Source organism: Amycolatopsis sp. NPDC059235 (genome assembly GCF_042754125.1).
Taxonomy (GTDB): Bacteria; Actinomycetota; Actinomycetes; order Mycobacteriales; family Pseudonocardiaceae; genus Amycolatopsis; species Amycolatopsis albidoflava.
Map to the genome: position 1 here is coordinate 1 of NZ_JBHZAG010000086.1, position 18,379 is coordinate 18,379.

Genomic DNA, 18,379 nt, shown 5'->3' on the forward strand with positions numbered 1-18,379 from the left:
ACACCCCCCCCCCACTCGCCGCCAGCGACTGTTTTTAATAACACACACCCCCCCCCGACCCCGCGCGGCCGCTACTTTGTTTTTACTTCCCTGCGCGCCGGGGCGCCGGCCCTCCCCGCCCCCCGCTTCGATCGTTTCCGGGGTCAGTCGGTCATCGAGAACATCGAGCCCGGGTTGAAGAGGTTCTCCGGGTCGAGGGCCTGTTTGATCTGCCGGTGCACGCGGATCCCGACCGGGCCGATCTCGCGGGCGAGCCATTCGCGCTTGATCTTGCCGACGCCGTGCTCGCCGGTCACCGTGCCGCCGAGCGACAGGCCGACTTCGAGGATCTCGTCGAACGCCTGCTGGGCGCGTGCGAACTCGTCCTCGGAATCGGGCGCGTACACGATGGTCGGGTGCATGTTCCCGTCCCCGGCGTGGCCGACGACGGCGATCTTGAGCCCGACCTTCTCGCTGATCCGTTCGCAGCCGCGGATCAGCTCGGCGATCCGGGTGCGCGGCACGCTGACGTCGTCGGTGAGCCACACGCCGTAGGTCTCCAGCGCGGTCAGCACGACGCGGCGGGCCTGCAGCAGCATCTTGCCCTCTTCGAGGTCGTCCGTGGCGTAGACGAGGTCCGCGCCGCAATCGGTGCAGATCTGTTCGAGCAGCGCCAGCTCGCGCCGAGCGGCCTCGCCACCGGCGTCGGACTGGCCGAGCAGCAGCGCCTGACAGTCCGAGCCCGCGCCGAGGTCGGTGTTGAGGTAGGTCTCGGACGCCTTGATCGACGCCGCGTCCATGATCTCCAGCAGCGACGGCACCAGCCCCTCGCGCACCGCCCGCGCGACCGCCTCGCCGGCCGCCTCGGTGGTGTTGAATCCGGCGACAAAAGTGGCCGGGGCCTGCGGAAGCGGCCGCAGCGAGACGGTCGCCTGGGTGATGACGCCGAGCGTGCCCTCGCTGCCGATGAACAGCTTGGTCAGGTCGTACCCGGCGACGCCCTTCACCGTGCGGCGGCCGGTTTTCAGCAGCGATCCGTCGGCGAGCACGACTTCGAGGCCGAGCACCGAATCGGTGGTCACGCCGTATTTCACGCAGCAGAGGCCGCCGGCGTTGGTGGAAAGGTTGCCGCCGATGGTGCACCAGTCGTAGCTGGACGGGTCGGGCGGATAGAACAGGCCGTGCTTCTCGACGGCGGACCGGAAGTCGAGGTTCACGACACCCGGCTGCACGACGGCGAGCCGGTTGCCCGCGTCGACCTCGACGATCTCGTTCAGCTTCGTCAGCGAAAGCACGACACAGCCGTCGATCGCGTTGGCCGCGCCGGAAAGCCCGCTGCCCGCCCCGCGCGGCACGATGGGGACTCTCGCTTCGGCACAGGCACGGACCGTCGCCTGCACTCCCGCGGTATCCGCCGGAAGCACTACCGCCAGCGGTTTTCCCGAGGGAGCGAGCGGCATCATGTCCCGCGCGTAGGCGTCGGTGACGTCAGCGTCGGTGAGCACCGCGGCCGGGCCGAGGTCGTCCCGAAGCCGCTGGAGGAGGGCGTCGTTGCTCATTCCCGCATGGTAAACCGGGATGTTCGCAGTGCGGAATATTAATTCCGATATTAGCTGGTCCGCTGGGCGCGCAGGACGGTGTCGCGGGTGTGCCCCGTGCCCGGCGGAGCCGGTGACACCCGCGGCCGACTCTCGTTGACCAGGACTGTCCACTCGTCGCCAAGAACCCGCGCGATGTCGTCGGGCTGGCAGTAGCCGGAATGCTCCGGCCCCAGGTCGCGCCGGTCGTGACTGCCGACGAGGAAGGTCCCGCCGGGCGCGACCGCGTCGAGCAGCTTCCGCACCACCCCGTCGTCGTGCCGGAGCGGGAAATACTGCACGCTGACCAGGTCGAATGCCCTCGCCGGAACCGGACTCGCGGCCAGATCCGAACACACCCAAGCGATCCCGGCATTAGCGGCGGCCGCCCGCTGCAACGCGGTGCGCGAGATGTCGAGCGCCGTCACCTGCCAGCCACGCGCGGCCAACCACCGCGCATCGCCGCCTTCGCCGCACCCAACGTCCAACGCCTGGCCCGGCGGCAACCCTTCGACCTCGGTGACGAGGACGCCATTGGGCTCGCCGCTGAAGACCTGCTCACGGCTGCGGTAGAGGTCTTCCCAGAACTGTGCGTCTTGTGGTGCTTCGGGTTTTCCGGACGGAGCCATTTTCGTTGCCACCTCCGCCGTTCACGATTCCGCTGACCGCGCCGGACGGCAAGGTTCTTTGCCGGAATCGCAAATCAGCTTTGAAGATTCTCCAGGTCCGCCAACAGACCGGAGTGTTTCGGCACCCAGCCGAGCGCATGCTGGGTGTGCGCGCTGGAGGAGGGCTGGTCGGTCGCGAAAATGGGACCAAGCGGCCCGTAAGTCGCCTCCGGCACCGATTCGACCGGGAGCCCCAGCCGCCGTCCGATCACCGCCGCGATGTCAGCGACCTGAACGCCTTCGTCGGCGACCGCGTGCCAGGCCGTACCAGGCTCCGCGTTTTCCAACGCCAGCCGGAAGAGAACCGCCGCATCGAGCGCGTGTACCGCCGGCCACCGCTGGGTGCCGTCGCCCGGGTAACCGGACACTCCCGTTTGCCGGGCGATGGTAGTCAACAGACCGGCAAACCCGCCCTCGCCGTTGTTGTGGACCGTGCGCGGCAGCCGGACCGCGGACGTCCGGACCCCACGATCCGCGTACCCCAGCACCTCGGCGACCGTGCGCCCCCTCCGGCCGACGGGCCCGTCAGTCGAAACCGGATCAGCCTCGGTCGACGCGCGACCCGGCGCATACGGCGTTCCGGAGACCGTGACCAACGGCCGGTCGCTTCCGACGAGCGCCTCAGCCTGCACCTTGAGCGCCGCCGTTTCCTCGGCGACCGCGTTCGCGAGGGCTTCGTCGCTGCTGAACGCATTGGCGAAGGCGAGGTGAACCACCCCGTCGGCCTTGGCCACGGCCTCGCGGATGACGTCCAAGTCGGCCAGCGCACCCCGCACCGGCTCGGCACCAGCCTTTTCGGCCGCCGCGGCGGAGGCTTCCGACCGAGCGAGCGCGAGGACGGAGTGGCCGTTGCCCAGCAGTTCGGCGACGACCGCAGAGCCGATCAAACCGGTCGCTCCGGTGACGAACACGCGCATGGATTTCTCCCTCACAGTGATGAGACTCTTGTCCCGTCACACGCTACCAGGGTGACGGGACAAAGGTCTCATCACATAGGATGGTTTTATGGCCCGATGGGAACCCGGAGCGCGCGAACGACTGGTCGTGGCGGCTGTCGACCTGTTCGCCGAACAGGGCTACGACGCCACGACGGTCGCGCAGATCGCTGAGCGCGCCGGCGTCACCAAGAGCACGTTCTTCCGGCATTTCCCGGACAAGCGGGAACTGCTGGTGGCCGGGCAGGAGACGTTGAGCCGGCTGCTCGCGGAGGGAATCGCCGACGCACCCGCCGACTCCAGCCCACTGGAAGCAGTCGCAGGAGGCCTGCGCCGCGCCGCAACCGCGATGGGCCCGATGAACCGGGAGCTCGCCCCTCGGCTGAAGGCCGCCGTCGCGGCAAGCACGGAACTCCAGGAGCGGGACGCACTGAAGAGCGTCGGCCTCGCTGCGGCGATGACGGCCGCTCTGACCGCCCGAGGCCTCCCCGACGCGACCGCGGCGCTCGCCAGCGAGCTGGGGGTGCTGGCTTTCAAGCGGGGTTATCTCGAGTGGTCGGAGAGCGACCGCGGGGATGCCGCTGATCCGGCGGAGTATTTGGTGGCCGCGCTGGAGGAGCTTCGCGCGGCCAGCGCTTCGCTGGGCTGACCGGCGGAGCCCCGATCCTGCCCGCCCGCGTGCGGCTTGGGCCGGACGGCATCCGCTCCCAGACAAGCGACTCCCTCTCGCCAGTGAGGAATTTCTCGCAGCGAGCACCTCAATGGGCTTTCCTCACTAGCGCACGGGGGGTTCTCGCCCCCACCGAGAGGTTTTCCCACTAGCGCACGGAAGTTCTCGCCCCTGCCGACCCGCCCGGCGCGGTGCCGAAGTCCACCGCGCCCCGGCTCCGTTCCCGCGCGCCTTAGACCTGGTCTCAAAACTCGGCGTGTCGCTAGGTGAACCAACGGCCCGCCCCTGGCTCCGCACCGCCCGCCTGTGGGCCCGGCCCAACGGACCGGAGGTCTGTCAGAGAGACTGGGGGCCAGTGCCCGCCCTCTCGACCTGGAGACTTTGATGCTGCAAGGGACCGTCCGTTGGTTCGACGCCGAACGGGGTTTCGGCTTCCTCGCGCCCGAGGACGGCTCGCCGGACGTGTTCGTGCACGCCTCCGAGATCGTCGGGGACGGCAGCGCGAAAGTGCTCCGCGAGGGTCAGGCCGTCGTGTTCGAGGTCGGCGAGAACGACCGCGGGCCTCAGGCGCTGCGCGTTCGCGTCACCGCCGATGCGGCCACCGGCAGCGCCGTGGGCCTGCTCGGCACCGTCAACTGGTACGAGCCGGGCAAGGGGTACGGCTTCGCGTCGCCGGACGGCGGCGGCGCCGACATCTTCGTGCACAGCTCCGCCATCGTGACTGGCGGCGTGGTCACCGAGGGGCAGCGGGTAGCCTTCCTGATCGTCGAAGGCGAGCGCGGCCCGCAGGCCGGGCACGTGATCCCGCTGGGAGCAGGGGCCGGCTCACCCGCTGCGGCTGGTATCGCGGACGGTGCCGACGGCACGGTGGCCTGGTACGACGAGGACAAGGGCTTCGGCTTCATCAACCCCGACTCCGGCGCCGGGGACGTCTTCGTTCACGCCCGGGCCCTGGCCGAGGGGCTGACGTGGCTCGCGGAGGGCGACCGCGTCGCCTACGAGGTGGCTAGTGGAGACAAGGGTCCGCAGGCCCGCGACGTGCAGCTGGTCCGGGGTGCTGAGCCCCAGACGGCGCCGCAGCGGTCGGCACCTGCCGCGGCCGCAGGGCCAGCGGCACGGGACGCGCCCGTACGAGGCGGCGAGGGCGTCGTCGCGCGCTACGACGACGACCGCGGCTTCGGCTTCATCACCCCGGACGCAGGCGGCGACGATCTCTTCGCCCACGCGTCCGTGATCATGGGGTCGGAGCCGCTGCGGAAGGGCGACCGGGTCCGGTACGCGGTGCGTCAGAGCGACCGGGGCCCGCAGGCCGACCGCGTCGAACGCCTCTGAAGAGCCGGCCCCACCGATGGCTGATCACTTCCCGACGAGAGTGCTCGTTCATCCCCGTCGATGATGCCGCCGGCAACGCGGGCTGCAGCCTCCTCCAGGAGATCGATCTCCCTCGTGGTGACGGGGGCCCCGTGCCGACCCGAGGACCTGCTCCGCGTTCAGAAACTCACCAGTCACCCCACCCAACGACACAGAGCTACCGATGTATCCCAAACGAGTGAATGGATGCGTTAGACCTGGTCGCAGAGCTCGATCTTGATGAGCCGGCGGACGTTGATCACGGTGCGGGCCAGCGTGAGTAGCGCCAGCGTGGTGCGTTCGGTCCGGTCGTAGCGCAGCCCGAGGCGTTTGAACCGCAGCAGCCAGGAGATGGTGCGTTCGACAACCCAGCGGTCCCGGCCGAGGCGGGACTTGCCCTCAATTCCGCGCCGGGCGATACGGACCTTGATACCGCGGCGGGTCAGGTAGCGGCGGTAGTCGTAGCCCTTGTCGGCGTGCAGCTTGTCCGGTCGGCATCGTGGCCGGCCCGCCCGGCCGTGGTGGCCGCGCACGGTCGGGTTCGTGTCCAGCAGCGGCTCGAACAGCATGCTGTCGTGGGTGTTTGCCGCCGACAACATGATGTGCGGCGGTAGCCCGTTCGCGTCGCACAGAACGTGGTACTTGGAGCCAGCTTTACCCCCGGTCAGTGGGGCTGCGGCCGGTCAGCTCGCCCCCCTTTTTCGACCGCACCGACACCGCGTCGATGCAGCCTTCTGGTCCAGTCGAGCTCGTCGATGTTGGACAGCTCGTCGAGCACGAGCTGGTGCAGCCGGTCCCACACGCCGGCATCCTGCCACTCACGTAACCGCCGCCACGCGGTGTGCCCGGAACCGCATCCGAGCTGCTCGGGTAGGTCTCGCCAGCGGCAGCCGGTGTCGAGCACGAACAAGATCCCCTCTAGCGCGGCACGGTCATCGATCCGGGGCCGCCCACCCGGACCGCGCGCCGCTGGTCGGGACGGGATCAGGGGTTGATCAGCTCCCAGAGCCGGTCTTCGACCCGTCGCTGCTGCGTCGTCTTCACCACGACTGCCCACGATCGACGACCAGGACCGGCAGGCTACGCAGTGACACACCCTTAAGTTTGAGACCAGGTCTTAGTCCGGGCGAGATCCGCGCCCGGACCAGCGACCGCCGCTGAACCGGGAGCGCTCGCCGTCGAGCGGAGTCATTCCGTGTGGCCGGAAAGCAACTACCGATCCGGCGGAGCACCTCGCGACTGTGCCCGAAGAACTTCGAGCGGCAAGCGCTTCACTGAGCTGCACAAGCGGGATCCGAGCAGCGCCAAAGGTTTCCGCTCGCCTCAGCGCCCGTTCCCGCATCTCGAGCAGGACGGCACCCGCACTCGTCAAGCATCGACGGATTGCTGCCCGCCCGGAAGCGTTTTCCAGGCCCGCCAACCGAAACCGCAGTTCTCCAGACTCAGGGGGGATTGCTTCGGGTGGCCGGACGGGCTGGCCGCGCCGGAGCAGGTTCACCGAATCCACGAATGCCGCGCGAGCAACCGCTCCCGCGCCTCCGTGGACCGGATGGCGGCGGGTCCGCGTTCGCCGAGTGTCAGCGGAGGCCGCTCTGAGGAATTTTTCTTGCCCAGCAAGTAGAATCCTCCGCTGGCACCCTGGCACCCTGGCACCCTGGCACCCAGGCACCCAGGCACCCAGGCCAGTAGAACCCGCGCCGCGCGGCCCGCAGCCGGTCTCGGCGGCACCCAACAGACCGGTTTCGGCGGGCACCCAGCAGATAGCCGGATCGGACGGCGCTAAGCCCGCGCCAGCCCGGCGTCAAGGGAAGCCGCTCCGAAGCATTCCCCCTTGTCCAGCAACCGAAATACCCCACTCCACCGGCACGCTGGCCAGCCGAACCTGCGCCGGCCGTCGGGCAGGCGGTTCTCGTTCGCCTGCCCGACGGGCCTGAGTCACGACGACATCGCGGGCTCCTCCGGTTGAGCTGCCTGCGGGCGGTTTCGACGGCGTCCCAACAGGAAGTACGCCTGCAGTGCCGTGTACACGAGGATCGCGGCGCCCACCCACGCGCTCGTGTGCAGCGCCGTCACGAAGGACTCGCGGGCGGTGCTCAGCAACTCCGCACCTTCGGCGGCGGGCAGGCCATGCGCGGTGGCTACCGCGCCGCCCAAGGTGTCGTGGGCCGCGGCGGGCGTGGTGGCGGGCAGGCCTGACTGGTAGACCGCCGTGGCGAGGCTGCCCAGCAGGGCGGTGCCCAGTGCGCCGCCCAATTCGTAGCCCGTTTCCGAGATCGCCGACGCGGCACCGGCGCGGTTGACCGGGGCGGCGGAGATCACGAGGTCGTTCGTCAGGGTTTCCGACAGCGCCACCCCGCCGCCGACCAGGACGAACGCCACCACGACCGCGGCCAATCCGGCTTCGGCGCCGATCGTCGTCAGGACCAGGAAGCCGGCCGCGCCCAGCAGCAGGCCCAGGCTGACCAGGACCGGCACCCGGACTCGGCGGGCGAGCCAGGCTGCCGCCAGGGCGCCGACGACACCGGCGACCGTCGCGGGCAGCATCCACAAGGCCGCGACCAGCGGGGTCAGGCCGAGCACCAGCTGCAGGTACTGCGGCAGCAGGAACAGCAGCCCGACCAGGGCGAACACGCCCAGCAGGTTCGTGATCACCGAACCGGCGAACTTGCGGTTGGCGAACAGGCCGAGGTCCAGCATCGGCTGGTCGAGCCGCCGCTGCCGGCGCACGAACGCGGTGCCCAGCGCGAGCCCGGCGATCATCGCGAAACCGGCCGGCCAGGTGAGGCCCTCCGTCGCGGCGATCTTCACGCCGTAGACGACCGGCAGCATCGTGCCCAGCGACAGCAGCGCCGACCACGGGTCGAACCGGCCCGGATTCGGATCGCGGAATTCCGGCAGCAGCAACGGGCCCGCGACGAGCAGCAGCACCATCACCGGGACGTTGATCAGGAAGACCGAACCCCACCAGAAGTGCTCGAGCAGCCAGCCGCCGACGACCGGGCCGACCGCCATCCCGCCGGAGAACGCCGCACTCCAGATCGCGACCGCGGTACGCCGCGTGCGATCTTCGGTGAAGATGCTGCGGATCAGCGACAGCGTGGACGGCATCAGCGTCGCGCCGCCGACGCCCAGCAGCGCCCGCGCGACGATCAGCATCAGCGGCGACGTGGCGAACGCCGCCAGCACCGAGGCCGCGCCGAACGCCGCACCGCCGATGAGCAGCAGCCGCCGCCTGCCGATCCGGTCGCCCAGCGTCCCCATGAAGACCAGCAATCCGGCCAGGACGAACGAGTAGACGTCGACGATCCACAGCTGTTCCGCGCCCGTGGGCGCGAGATCCTCGCTGAGATAGGGCAGGGCAAAGCCCAGGACTGTCGTATCCACGCTGATCAAGAGGACCGGCAGCACCAGCACTGCCAAAGCCCACCACTGGCCTCCGCGCCGCACCATGGCGCACTCTTCCTTTCTTATACCGTCCAGACGGTACAGTTTCGTTCCTGAGGTAGAAGGTAAACCGTCTGGACGGTATAGTCAAGGCGATGGCTAAACCCTCAGCACGTGAACGCATCCTCGGTTCGTACGAGGTCATCCTCGCCGACCGCGGCCCGGCCGAGATCACGCTCGACGCCGTCGCGGCGCACGCCGGGGTGTCCAAGGGCGGCCTGCTCTACCACTTCGGCTCGAAGGACGCCCTGCGCGACGGCCTGCTCGAACGCCTGGAGCGGCTGACCGACGACGACCTCGAACGCGCGCGCACCGCACCGGAGGGCGTGGTCCGCTACTACCTGCGCTCGGCGATCACCGACGTCACGAGCGACCTCGCGCTGCACCGCACGACGATGGCCGCGATCCGGCTGGTGCTCAACGACCCGACCGCGGCGGAGGTGTCGCGGCGCTGCACCGAGCGCACCCGCGAGCTGATGCTGGAGCACGTCGAGGACCGGCTGACGGCGGAGCTGGTGATGCTGGTCGGCGAAGGCCTCTACATGCGCGCGGCGCTGGGCGAAGAGGCGACGGAAGGCCTGTTGGCGCAGATCGACGAAATCGCCGACCGGATCCAGGCCGGAGCCCCTGCCAAGGCGACAGTCGCGGCAGGGCACCGGAAAAGCTGAGTCTCCACGCGCGGCGAGAAGCAGCGCGACCGAACCCGGCTGCGGTCTCGCGCAGGGCTTCGACGGTGGGCAGGTCGACGGCCTTCGTACCCGGCTGCTGTGCCGGGTCAGCTCCGAAAAACACCACGGCCGGGCACCTAGCCGCACCCGACTTCACCTCCGTGAGGGGAACCCTGAGGGACTCTGATTCCCTCAGGATTCCCCTCACGACCCGAAGGCGCGCAAGCGCACCCAGCCGAAAACCTCAGCGAGCCAACCCGTAAACCCGCTCGATCTCCACAGTCAGCACCAGCCGCTGATCCGCCACCATCGCCGCCCGGTACTCCGCCCAGTCCGGATGCTCGCCCGCGACCTTGCGATACAGCGCGATCAACGCCTCCACCGCCTCGTCATCCGGAGCCGCCGCGACCGGCGACAGCACCGCCCGCCCCTCCGCCACGGCGTACGACCAGCCATTCGACGACGCCACGTGGTAACTCACCCGCGGATCCCGCCGCATGTTCTTCGTCTTCGCGCGCGTGTCCGTGATCGACACCTGCAGCTGGCGGGCGTCGCGGTCGAAGTAATGCGTCACCGTCGACAGCTGGGGACGGCCGTCTCGCTTCAGGGTCGCCAGGACCCCCTGCTTGCCCGCCGCGATGAGGTCGTAGAGCGCTGTGTCGTCAGTCATACCCCTACAAGGCCCGGCGAGAAGGATCTGTTCCCGCCCCGAAACCACGGGTGACCAGCGGCGTCCGCATACCGGGAGAAAACGGACGTTACCTCTCCGGTTGAAATCTGCTTGCATGCGGCAACTAAAGTGTCCTGTGACACAACCAGGGGTCGGCCGCTTGCGAAATACGCCGTACGGGCACACTCTTGCTTAAGGCAACTAGTTGCAGTCGCCAACCAATGGTTTGCTCCACCCCAAGGAAGACCCACATGGCACCTCAGAACTCCGCCGTCAGGCCCGAGGCCGACCTCGACCTTGCCGACCAGCTCGGACACGAGCTGGTCCGGTTCATGCGCTTGATCACCAAGGCGAAGTCCCAGGTCGCCAAGCACGGTCCGGACGGGATCGAAAGGGCCGCGTACGCGATCCTCTTCTGCCTCGTCCACGAAGGCCCGCAACGCACCAGCAAGCTGGCCGAGTTCCTGCACTCGGAGATCTCCACGATCAGCAGGCAGTCCAGCTCGCTCGTGCAGCACGGGCTCGTCGAACGGCAGGCCGACCCCGAGGACGGCCGCGCCTGCTTGCTCGCCCCGACCGCCGAAGGCCTTCGCGTCTTCGACGAAAACCGCAAGCACCGCGCCCGGTGGCTGGCCGAAGTACTCGGCGACTGGAGCCAGGAGGAGCGCGAGACGCTCAACGAGCTTCTCGCGCGGCTCAACACAGGTATCGAAAAGAACAATCCGTCGCTGTCCGAAATCACGGCGGCGGGACAGGCCAAGGGGGCCTCGAACGCATGACGTCCACCGTTGAAAAACAACCTCAGTCGCGAGGGGGAGCGCCCGCTGACGACAGCGAGAGCGGTCCGCGGCTGACTCACCGCCAAATCGTCACGATCATCAGCGGCCTGATGTGCGGCATGTTCCTCGCCGCGCTCGACCAGACGATCGTGGGCACCTCGATCGTCCGGATCGCCAACGACCTGCACGGCTTCGACCTGCAGGCATGGGCGACCACGGCGTACCTGATCACGTCGACGATCGCCACGCCGATCTACGGCAAGCTTTCCGACATCTACGGCCGCAAGCCGTTCTACCTCGCCGCGATCGCGATCTTCGTCGTCGGTTCGGCGGCGGCGTCGGCTTCGACGACGATGTACGAACTGGCCGCGTTCCGCGCGGTGCAGGGTCTCGGCGCCGGCGGTCTGATGTCGTTGGCCATGACGATCATCGGCGACGTGGTCCCGCCGCGGGAACGCCCGCGCTACCAGGGCTACTTCCTCGCCGTGTTCGGCATCTCGACGGTGCTCGGCCCGGTGCTCGGCGGCTTCTTCGCCGGCTTCGACACCCTCGGCGGCCTGCACGGCTGGCGCTGGGTCTTCCTGATCAACGTGCCGATCGGCATCGTCGCGCTGTTCGTCGTCGCGAAGGTGCTGAACGTTCCGCACAACCGCCACGACCACAAGATCGACTGGTGGGGCGCGCTCACCATGGTCATCGCCGTGGTGCCGTTCCTGATCGTCGCCGAACAAGGCCAGAAGTGGGGCTGGGGCGACCAGAAGTCGATCTGGATGTACATCATCGGCGGCGTCGGCGTCGTGTTGTTCATCGTCGTCGAGAAGCTGATGAAGGACGCCGCGCTGATTCCGTTGCGGCTGTTCAAGAACTCGACCTTCACCGTCGCCATCATCGGCGGCGTGATCGTCGGTGTGGCGATGTTCGGCGCGATCACGATGATCCCGCAGTACCTGCAGGTCGTGCAGGGTTACTCGCCGACCGAATCGGGTCTGCTGATGCTGCCGCTGATGGTCGGCATCATGTCCGCCTCGATCATCTCCGGCCGGATCACCTCGAAGACCGGGCGCTACAAGATCTTCCCGGTCGTCGGCACGATCCTGATCGCGGCGGGCGCGTTCTTCTTCGCGCTGGTCAAGTACGACACTCCGATCTGGCACCCGCTGGTGGCCGCGCTGATCATCGGCCTCGGCCTCGGCCAGTGCATGCAGACGCTGATCATCGCGGTGCAGAACGCGGGCCCGCGCAAGGACATGGGCGTGTCGACCGCGTCGGCCACGTTCTTCCGCCAGATCGGCGGTACCGCCGGTGTCGCGGTGTTCCTGACGATTCTGTTCAACGTGCTGCCGGGCAACATCACCAAGGCCTTCGGCGGCCACCTGCCTCCGGGCGGGGGCGCCAACCTCGGCGACCTGTCGAGCAACACGAGCGTCATCCAGACGCTGCCGGAAGCGGTGCGCACGCCGATCCTGATCGGCTTCACCGAGTCCATCACCACGGTGTTCTGGGTCGCCGGCGGCGTCGCGCTGCTGGCCACGCTGGTGCTGCTGTTCATGAAGGAGATCCCGCTGGCGGGCATGAACCCGGCCGCGGCCGCGGTCGAAGGCGGCGAGGCGCTGCTGGAAGACCTGGACGAGCCGGTCCCGGCCGCGCAGGACGACACCGCTGAGCTGAAGACGGGTTCGCTGTTCGAGGAGGCCCCGAAGCAGGAGCCGGTGCTCGTCGGAGCGGGCGGCAAGCACGCACTGACGAACGGCCACGGCGACGCGCAGGCGGTGGCCGACGCCCGGCCGATGCCGATCACCAACTCGCTGGCCGACGCCGAATTCGGCACGGCAACCGGTTCGGGCGGCGTCCCGGTCACCGGCCACGTGCGCCGCCAGGACGGCAGCCACGTGAGCGCGGCCGCGCTGACCCTGATCGACCAGCAGGGCCGTCAGGTGGCGCGGGCGACCGGCAACGGCGACGGCAGCTACTCGATCCCGACCCAGGGTCCGGGAACGTACGTGCTGATCGTGTCCGCTCCCGGGCACCAGCCGCAGGCCTCCAGCGTGGTGGTCGGCGGGCACCCGGCGAACCTCGACGTCACGCTCACCGGGTCCGGCGAGCTGACCGGCGTGGTCCGTTCGATCGGCACCGCGACCCCGCTGGCCAACGCGACGGTCACGCTGACCGACTCGCGCGGCGAGGTCAACGGCGCGTTCATCACGACCGAGGACGGCGTCTACACCTTCAGCGGCGTCGGCGCCGGGCAGTACACGCTGGTCGCGAGCGGCCCGCACTACCGCCCGGTCGCGGTCACGCTGACAGTGCCGGACAGCGGTGTGCTGCGCCACGACGTCGAACTCGCCGGCGCGGTGCTGCTCCAGGGCGTCGCGCGCACCGAGGGCGACCGGATCGTGCCGGACGCGCGGATCACCGTGCTCGACGCGAACGGCAACGTCGCGGCGGTGGCCCGCACCGACAGCGAGGGCCGGTACGTGGTCAGCGACCTGCCGATCGGCTCGTACACGGTCGTGGCGAGCGGTTACCCGCCCGCCACCAGCCAGGTGACGCTGAACGACGGCGAGGCCCAGCACGACGTGCGGCTGAGCTACGACCAGGCGCTCGACGAGCTGGTCGACCGGTCATGAGCGGGGGCCTGCGCGCACAGCTGCGCTCGAACGGCGGCTGGCCGGTCGAGAACGCGGTGCTCACGGTCACCGACCTCAACGGACGCCAGGTCGCGCGGCAGGTCACGGACGCGAAGGGGGCAGTGGTCACTGACCCGCTGCCCCCGGGCGTCTACACCGCCGTGATCACCGCGCCGGGGTACACGCCGCTGGCCCGCACCGTGCAGATCGGCTCCGACGGGGCCGGGCTGCTCGGCGACATCGCGCTCGTGCCGGTTTCCGGCGCGGTCGAGCTGCCGCCGGAGGGTCCGTGGACGATCGACCCGATGCACTCGTCGGTGGTCGCCACCGCGCGGCACATGGGCATCGCGAGCATCAAGGTGCGGTTCCCGGACGTGGCCGGGCGGATCGACGTCGCCCGCCCGGTGGAGCGGTCGACGGTGCACGCCGAGATCAAGGCGGGCAGCATCGAAAGCGGCATCAAGATGCGGGACGACCACCTGCGTTCGGCTGAATTCCTTGACGTCGACGCGTATCCGCTCATCACGTTCGAAAGCGCCGGGCTTTCCCAGCTCGGCACGGACAACTGGGCGCTGCGCGGCGTGCTGACGCTGCACGGCGAACGCCGCGACGTCACGCTCGACCTGCGCTACACCGGGCACGGCCCGGACCCGTGGGGCGGCGTGCGCGCCGCGTTCCACGCCGAAACGCAATTGCACCGCAACGATTTCGCGATCAACTACAGCGCGATGGTGCGGGCGGGCGTGGCCGCGATCGGCACGACCGTCAAGGTGGAGCTGGACATCGAGGCGGTGCAGGGCGAGTCCCTGCCGCAGTTCTAGAGAAAACCGCGACAGGCCGCCCGGGAACTGTTCCGGGCGGCCTGTTCGTTGTCCTGGGCGAAAAGGGTGAACAGTCTGGTTATCCCAGGAATACCCAAAGTCACCGAATGCGGAGGATTCGATGGTTGCGTGCTGCAGCCGGTCCCAGCCACGTAGGCTCTTCGCGTGAACCTCGACGCCGCCCAGCCCGCGCACGCCGCGGGAATCGGCCTGAGCTGGCTGGACACCGCCGGCCCGGTGCTCGTCTGGGTCATCGTGCTGTCGTTCGTGCTCATCGAATGCGCGCTCATCATCGGGCTCTTCCTGCCCGGCGATTCGCTGCTGTTCGGCGCGGGCGTGGTGCTCGCGCAGCACGGATCGGACCTCAACGCGTGGCTGCTGTCCGGGGCCGCGCTGCTCACCGCCGTGTTCGGCAACCAGATCGGCTATTACATCGGCCGCGGCGCGGGCACCACGCTGATCGCCCGGCGCGGCGGGCGGATGCTCAACCGGCGCAACCTCGAACGCGCGCAGGAGTTCCTGGACCGCAAGGGCTTCTTCGCGATCGTCGCGGCCAGGTGGATCCCGTGGATCCGCACGCTGGCCCCGCTCATCGCCGGAGCCGCGCGGATGGATTCGCGCCGGTTCCTGCTCGCCACCACCGTCGGCGGGCTGCTGTGGGTGCCGACGCTGGTGCTGCTCGGCTACTACGGCGCGGGCCTGCTGGACGCGATCCCGTGGGTCAAGACCGCGGCGCTGTGGGTGAGCATCGCGTTCTTCGTGTTCGGCACCGCGTACGGCGTGCTGCGCTACCGCCAGGAAATGCGGCGTCCGGTCGACGAACCCGACGACGCGCACGCCTGAGTTCTCACGCCGGGTCGGACCAGACTTCCAGCTGGATGCCGTCCGGATCGCGGAACACGATCACCGCCGAATCCTCGAAGGTCTGCGATTCCGTCGCGGGCAAGTAGGAAACGCCGTACTCCCGCAGGCGGTCCTCCCATTCCGCGACCTCGGCGCGCGACGAAACCGAGAACGCGACATGGTCCAGACCAGTGCGTCTTTCGTCGAACGCGGGTCTCACCGCGATCGGATGCTGGACCAGCACCACGGAGAAACCGTCTCCCGCCGAACGCAGAACTACTTTGCGCACCCCGGTTTCCGGGTCTTCGCGCCGATGGCTTTCCTCGAGGTCGAGCACCCGGACGTACCAGGGAACACTTCGGTCCACATCGGTCACGGTGAGCGCCAGATGGTGCACAGACGTGAGCTTGGGCATGACTTTCGCGGCCGTCCTTTCAACCCCTCGTTCCAGACTCGCACACCGGCACAACCGCTACGGGCGAGTTGACCGAGTTCCGGGGTCAATCGTGATCTGCCCGTCTCCGGGCGTCTCACAGTCCGAGATCGATCAGCGGCCGCCGCCGACCTCGAGCACCGCGCCCACGGTGAAGGACGCCTCCGGGGACAACAGCCACAGCACGGCTGCGGCGATCTCTTCCGGCTGGCCCACGCGCCGGAGCGGGATCAGGGCGCTGAACCGCTCGGGCCGGTCGGGCATTCCCGCGGCGGCGTGCAATCCGGTCTCGACCAGGCCGGGCGACACGACGTTGACCCGGATCCCCTCGTCGGCGACTTCCTGCGCGAGGCCGAAGCTGAGCGTGTTGACCGCGGCCTTGGACGCCGCGTAGTGCACCCATTCGCCCGATGACCCGGTCCGCGACGCCGTGGACGAGATGTTCACGATCCCGCCGCCAGACCCGCCGTAGCGCGTCGACAACCGCCGCACCGCCTCCCGGCAGCACAGGAAAACGCCGGTGACGTTGATGTCGAGCACCCGGCGCACAGTCTCGACACTTTGCTCGTCGAGCCTGCCCGGGGTGTTGCCGGTGATGCCCGCGTTGTTCACCAGCCCGACGATCGGCCCCAACTCGGCCGCCGCCGAAAAAAGCTCGCTGACCTGCTGTTCATCGGACACATCGGCGCGGTACGCAAGCGCTTGCGCACCGTGGGAACGCACCCGCTCGGCGACCTCCTCGGCCGGAGCCGGGTCGCCGGAGTAGTTGACCACCACGTCGTAGCCGCGGGTGGCGGCCAGGCCGCAGATCGCCGCTCCGATGCCCCGGCTGCCGCCGGTGACGACCAAAACCCCCACAGGTCACTCCCTCGTCAGCTTGGCTTGAGCGGCTCGACGAACTGGGCGTCGAGCCAGCGCATCTGCGCCATCCACATCCACCACGTCGCGTCGTCCGGACAGTGCTGCCCGTCGACCGCCTCGCCGCGCAACCACGCTCCCAGCAGCGCGGTGATCGCCGTGCACACGTCGAGCAGCGCGCGTCCCCACCACCATTGGTGCATCGGCGTGTGCAGTTCGAGGACCCCGCCGTGTTCCGGCAGCACCGACAACGCCCAGTCCAGCCGCGTCCGGACGTCGGCGAGCACCTCCGGCTCAAGCTGCGGCTCGGCGCTGGTCTCGCGCATCCGCTCCACCAGCAGCGCCAGCCTCGGATCCGCGGCAGGCACCGTCGGTTCGGTCAGCTGCCGCTCGACCAGCGCCCGCAGTCCGTTCAGGTGCGTGCGCACGAGCGGGACGTACGGCGGGTACAGCACGGCGATCCGGGCGTCGCCGGCCCGGTCCCAGGTGACCGCGCCGGCATAGGGATCCGTCGTCGCCGGGTCGTCGAACATCACCTGCGCAGAGCCCGCTCAGAGGGCGAAGTTCGTCAGCGGCAGGTTCTCGAGCACCAGGTCGGCGCGGTCGCGGGTGTTCGCGATCAGGTCCGCGTTGCGCTGGTCGGAGCCGAGCGCGCGCTGCCGGGCCTCGACCAGCGAACGGCCATAGCGCCGGTGCCGGGACACCAGCCGCTCGATCCGCTCCGGCTCGTCCGGCGCGAGGAACCACGCCTCGGTGAGGTACTGCCGCACGCCGCTCCACGGGTCGTCCGGAAGCAGCAGGTAGTTGCCCTCGGTGATGACCAGCTGCACCTCGGGCGCGACCGGGACCGCGCCGGCGATCGGCTCCTCGATCTCGCGGCGGAACTCCGGCGCGTAGACCGTCTCGCGGCCCTCGGCGAGCCGGCGGATCAGGTGCACGTAGCCGGCCGCGTCGAAGGTGTCCGGCGCGCCCTTGCGGTCGGTGCGGCCGAGCCGCTGCAGTTCGACCTGGGCCAGGTGGAAGCCGTCCATCCCGACGACCGCGGCGCGCGAACCGAGCGCGTTGGCGATCGCCCAGGCCAGCGTGGTCTTGCCGGAGGCGGGCGCGCCGATGATGCCGAGCACGTGCCGCTCCCGCGGTTTGGCCAGCTTTTCGGCCCGCGCCAGGAGGTCCTCGAACGCCGTCATCGCACTCCCTCTTCTCTGCTCTTCGCCAGTTCTCCGACCGGCCCGGTCCACGAGCGCGGACCCACGTGCCGGACGCGTTCCGCGGCCACCGCGTTCGCGTATCCGATCCAGTCGGGGACAGCGCTGTCCCGGTTCGCCACGGCGTACGCGAGCGCGCCGTGCCACACGTCTCCGGCCCCCAGGGTGTCGCGCGCTTCGACGAGCGGCACGGGGACCTGCCCAGAGTCTTCCGTAGTGCTCCAGGCGACCGGCTCCGGGCCTGCCGTCGTGATCGTCACTGACACTCCGCGTTCGGCCAAACTCGGTGCGGGAGCACGGAACCGCGCTGAACAGGCTGCCACGCGGACCAGTGGCAGCAACTGGTCCAGTACCGGTTTCCAGCTGCCCGCGTCGAGGATTACCGGTATCTCGCGGGCGCGGGCCTCCTCGGCGACAGCAAGCGCTAGCTCGGGGTGGTGGCCGTCGACGAGGACGGCTGCCACGCCGTCGAAAATCGGTGCGAGGTCAGGCAGTTTCAGCGGCTCGTCGGCGGCGGCGTTGCGGGAGACGACGGTGCGTTCGCCGTCGCCGTCTCGCACCACGACCGCGCTGACCGGCGGTGCTTGCGTGCGTTCTGGAGCGAGATCGACCAGGTCGACGCCGCAAGCTTCGAGGTCAGCCCGCGCGAGTGCGGCCAGCGGGTGCGCACCGAGAGCCGTCACGAGAGTCGCTTCGCCACCGAGCGCCGCGACGGTCACCGCGGCGTTCGTCGCCGGCCCGCCGGCCGCGACATCCACCTGCAGCGACTGCACTTTCTCGCTCGGCTCCGGAAATTCCGCGACCCGTTGTACGACATCGACGGTGCACAATCCCGCCAGCAGCACTCGCACG

Annotated in this window: 17 protein-coding genes and 2 pseudogenes; 8 read left to right on the forward strand and 11 right to left on the reverse strand. The window is 69.3% G+C overall.

The window, feature by feature from the left end:
- Positions 1-143 precede the first annotated feature (143 nt).
- From ACFXI3_RS37615 to ACFXI3_RS37625, 3 genes are all read right to left on the reverse strand, one after another.
- The gene (locus ACFXI3_RS37615) at positions 144-1,538 is read right to left on the reverse strand and encodes an FAD-binding oxidoreductase (RefSeq protein WP_182892825.1); all 1,395 of its coding nucleotides are present in this window, start codon (positions 1,536-1,538) and stop codon (positions 144-146) included.
- 50 nt (positions 1,539-1,588) lie between these two features.
- On the reverse strand, positions 1,589-2,185 hold the full coding sequence (locus tag ACFXI3_RS37620; RefSeq protein WP_378406134.1) for a class I SAM-dependent methyltransferase: 597 nt from the start codon (positions 2,183-2,185) through the stop codon (positions 1,589-1,591).
- A 74-nt stretch (positions 2,186-2,259) separates the two neighbouring features.
- Entirely contained in the window at positions 2,260-3,141 is an 882-nt protein-coding gene (locus ACFXI3_RS37625; RefSeq protein WP_378406136.1) for an SDR family oxidoreductase, read from the reverse strand.
- 88 nt (positions 3,142-3,229) lie between these two features.
- Between ACFXI3_RS37625 and ACFXI3_RS37630 the strand changes: the two genes are divergently transcribed.
- The 3 genes and pseudogenes from ACFXI3_RS37630 to ACFXI3_RS37640 all read left to right on the forward strand — a co-directional run bounded on the left by ACFXI3_RS37630 (position 3,230) and on the right by ACFXI3_RS37640 (position 5,161).
- Complete coding sequence (locus ACFXI3_RS37630; protein WP_378406138.1) at positions 3,230-3,808, forward strand: TetR/AcrR family transcriptional regulator; 579 nt, start codon at positions 3,230-3,232, stop codon at positions 3,806-3,808.
- Between the two features lie 405 nt (positions 3,809-4,213).
- Positions 4,214-4,411: pseudogene (locus ACFXI3_RS37635) on the forward strand (cold-shock protein); the annotation flags it as partial.
- Positions 4,412-4,441: 30 nt separating this feature from the next.
- Positions 4,442-5,161, forward strand: coding sequence for a cold-shock protein (locus ACFXI3_RS37640; protein WP_378406172.1), 720 nt, complete (start codon positions 4,442-4,444; stop codon positions 5,159-5,161).
- 230 nt (positions 5,162-5,391) lie between these two features.
- Here the strand turns inward: ACFXI3_RS37640 and ACFXI3_RS37645 are convergent.
- Together ACFXI3_RS37645 and ACFXI3_RS37650 are read right to left on the reverse strand one after the other, a co-directional pair.
- A pseudogene (locus tag ACFXI3_RS37645) lies at positions 5,392-6,223 on the reverse strand (IS5 family transposase).
- 891 nt (positions 6,224-7,114) lie between these two features.
- Complete coding sequence (locus ACFXI3_RS37650; protein ID WP_378406140.1) at positions 7,115-8,629, reverse strand: MFS transporter; 1,515 nt, start codon at positions 8,627-8,629, stop codon at positions 7,115-7,117.
- Positions 8,630-8,718: 89 nt separating this feature from the next.
- Here ACFXI3_RS37650 and ACFXI3_RS37655 point away from each other — a divergent pair, with 89 nt between their 5' ends.
- The gene (locus tag ACFXI3_RS37655) at positions 8,719-9,291 is read left to right on the forward strand and encodes a TetR/AcrR family transcriptional regulator (protein ID WP_378406142.1); all 573 of its coding nucleotides are present in this window, start codon (positions 8,719-8,721) and stop codon (positions 9,289-9,291) included.
- A 244-nt stretch (positions 9,292-9,535) separates the two neighbouring features.
- Here the strand turns inward: ACFXI3_RS37655 and ACFXI3_RS37660 are convergent, their stop codons facing one another.
- Positions 9,536-9,961, reverse strand: a complete 426-nt coding sequence (locus ACFXI3_RS37660; protein WP_344266564.1) for a PPOX class F420-dependent oxidoreductase — start codon at positions 9,959-9,961, stop codon at positions 9,536-9,538.
- 251 nt (positions 9,962-10,212) lie between these two features.
- On the opposite strand from ACFXI3_RS37660, the gene ACFXI3_RS37665 reads away from it, so the two are divergent.
- From ACFXI3_RS37665 to ACFXI3_RS37680, 4 genes are all read left to right on the forward strand, one after another.
- A complete protein-coding gene (locus tag ACFXI3_RS37665; protein WP_344266566.1) occupies positions 10,213-10,740 on the forward strand; it encodes a MarR family transcriptional regulator in 528 nt (175 codons plus the stop codon).
- Entirely contained in the window at positions 10,737-13,367 is a 2,631-nt protein-coding gene (locus tag ACFXI3_RS37670) for an MFS transporter (RefSeq protein ID WP_378406145.1), read from the forward strand. The genes ACFXI3_RS37665 and ACFXI3_RS37670 overlap by 4 nt, the downstream gene beginning before the upstream one ends.
- On the forward strand, positions 13,364-14,188 hold the full coding sequence (locus ACFXI3_RS37675; protein ID WP_344266571.1) for a YceI family protein: 825 nt from the start codon (positions 13,364-13,366) through the stop codon (positions 14,186-14,188). Before ACFXI3_RS37670 ends, ACFXI3_RS37675 begins: the two co-directional genes overlap by 4 nt.
- A 165-nt stretch (positions 14,189-14,353) precedes the next feature.
- On the forward strand, positions 14,354-15,031 hold the full coding sequence (locus ACFXI3_RS37680; RefSeq protein WP_344266573.1) for a DedA family protein: 678 nt from the start codon (positions 14,354-14,356) through the stop codon (positions 15,029-15,031).
- Positions 15,032-15,035: 4 nt separating this feature from the next.
- Here the strand turns inward: ACFXI3_RS37680 and ACFXI3_RS37685 are convergent, their stop codons facing one another.
- From ACFXI3_RS37685 to ACFXI3_RS37705, 5 genes are all read right to left on the reverse strand, one after another.
- Positions 15,036-15,446 carry a VOC family protein gene (locus ACFXI3_RS37685; protein WP_378406147.1) on the reverse strand — a complete coding sequence of 137 codons (411 nt, stop codon included), beginning with the start codon at positions 15,444-15,446 and terminating at the stop codon, positions 15,036-15,038.
- Positions 15,447-15,578: 132 nt separating this feature from the next.
- A complete protein-coding gene (locus tag ACFXI3_RS37690) occupies positions 15,579-16,322 on the reverse strand; it encodes an SDR family oxidoreductase (RefSeq protein WP_378406149.1) in 744 nt (247 codons plus the stop codon).
- A gap of 14 nt (positions 16,323-16,336) precedes the next feature.
- A complete protein-coding gene (locus tag ACFXI3_RS37695; RefSeq protein ID WP_378406151.1) occupies positions 16,337-16,855 on the reverse strand; it encodes a hypothetical protein in 519 nt (172 codons plus the stop codon).
- 18 nt (positions 16,856-16,873) lie between these two features.
- Positions 16,874-17,509, reverse strand: a complete 636-nt coding sequence (locus tag ACFXI3_RS37700; protein ID WP_009084950.1) for a nucleoside/nucleotide kinase family protein — start codon at positions 17,507-17,509, stop codon at positions 16,874-16,876.
- Entirely contained in the window at positions 17,506-18,372 is an 867-nt protein-coding gene (locus ACFXI3_RS37705; protein ID WP_378406174.1) for a PfkB family carbohydrate kinase, read from the reverse strand. The genes ACFXI3_RS37700 and ACFXI3_RS37705 overlap by 4 nt, the downstream gene beginning before the upstream one ends.
- Positions 18,373-18,379: the final 7 nt, after the last annotated feature.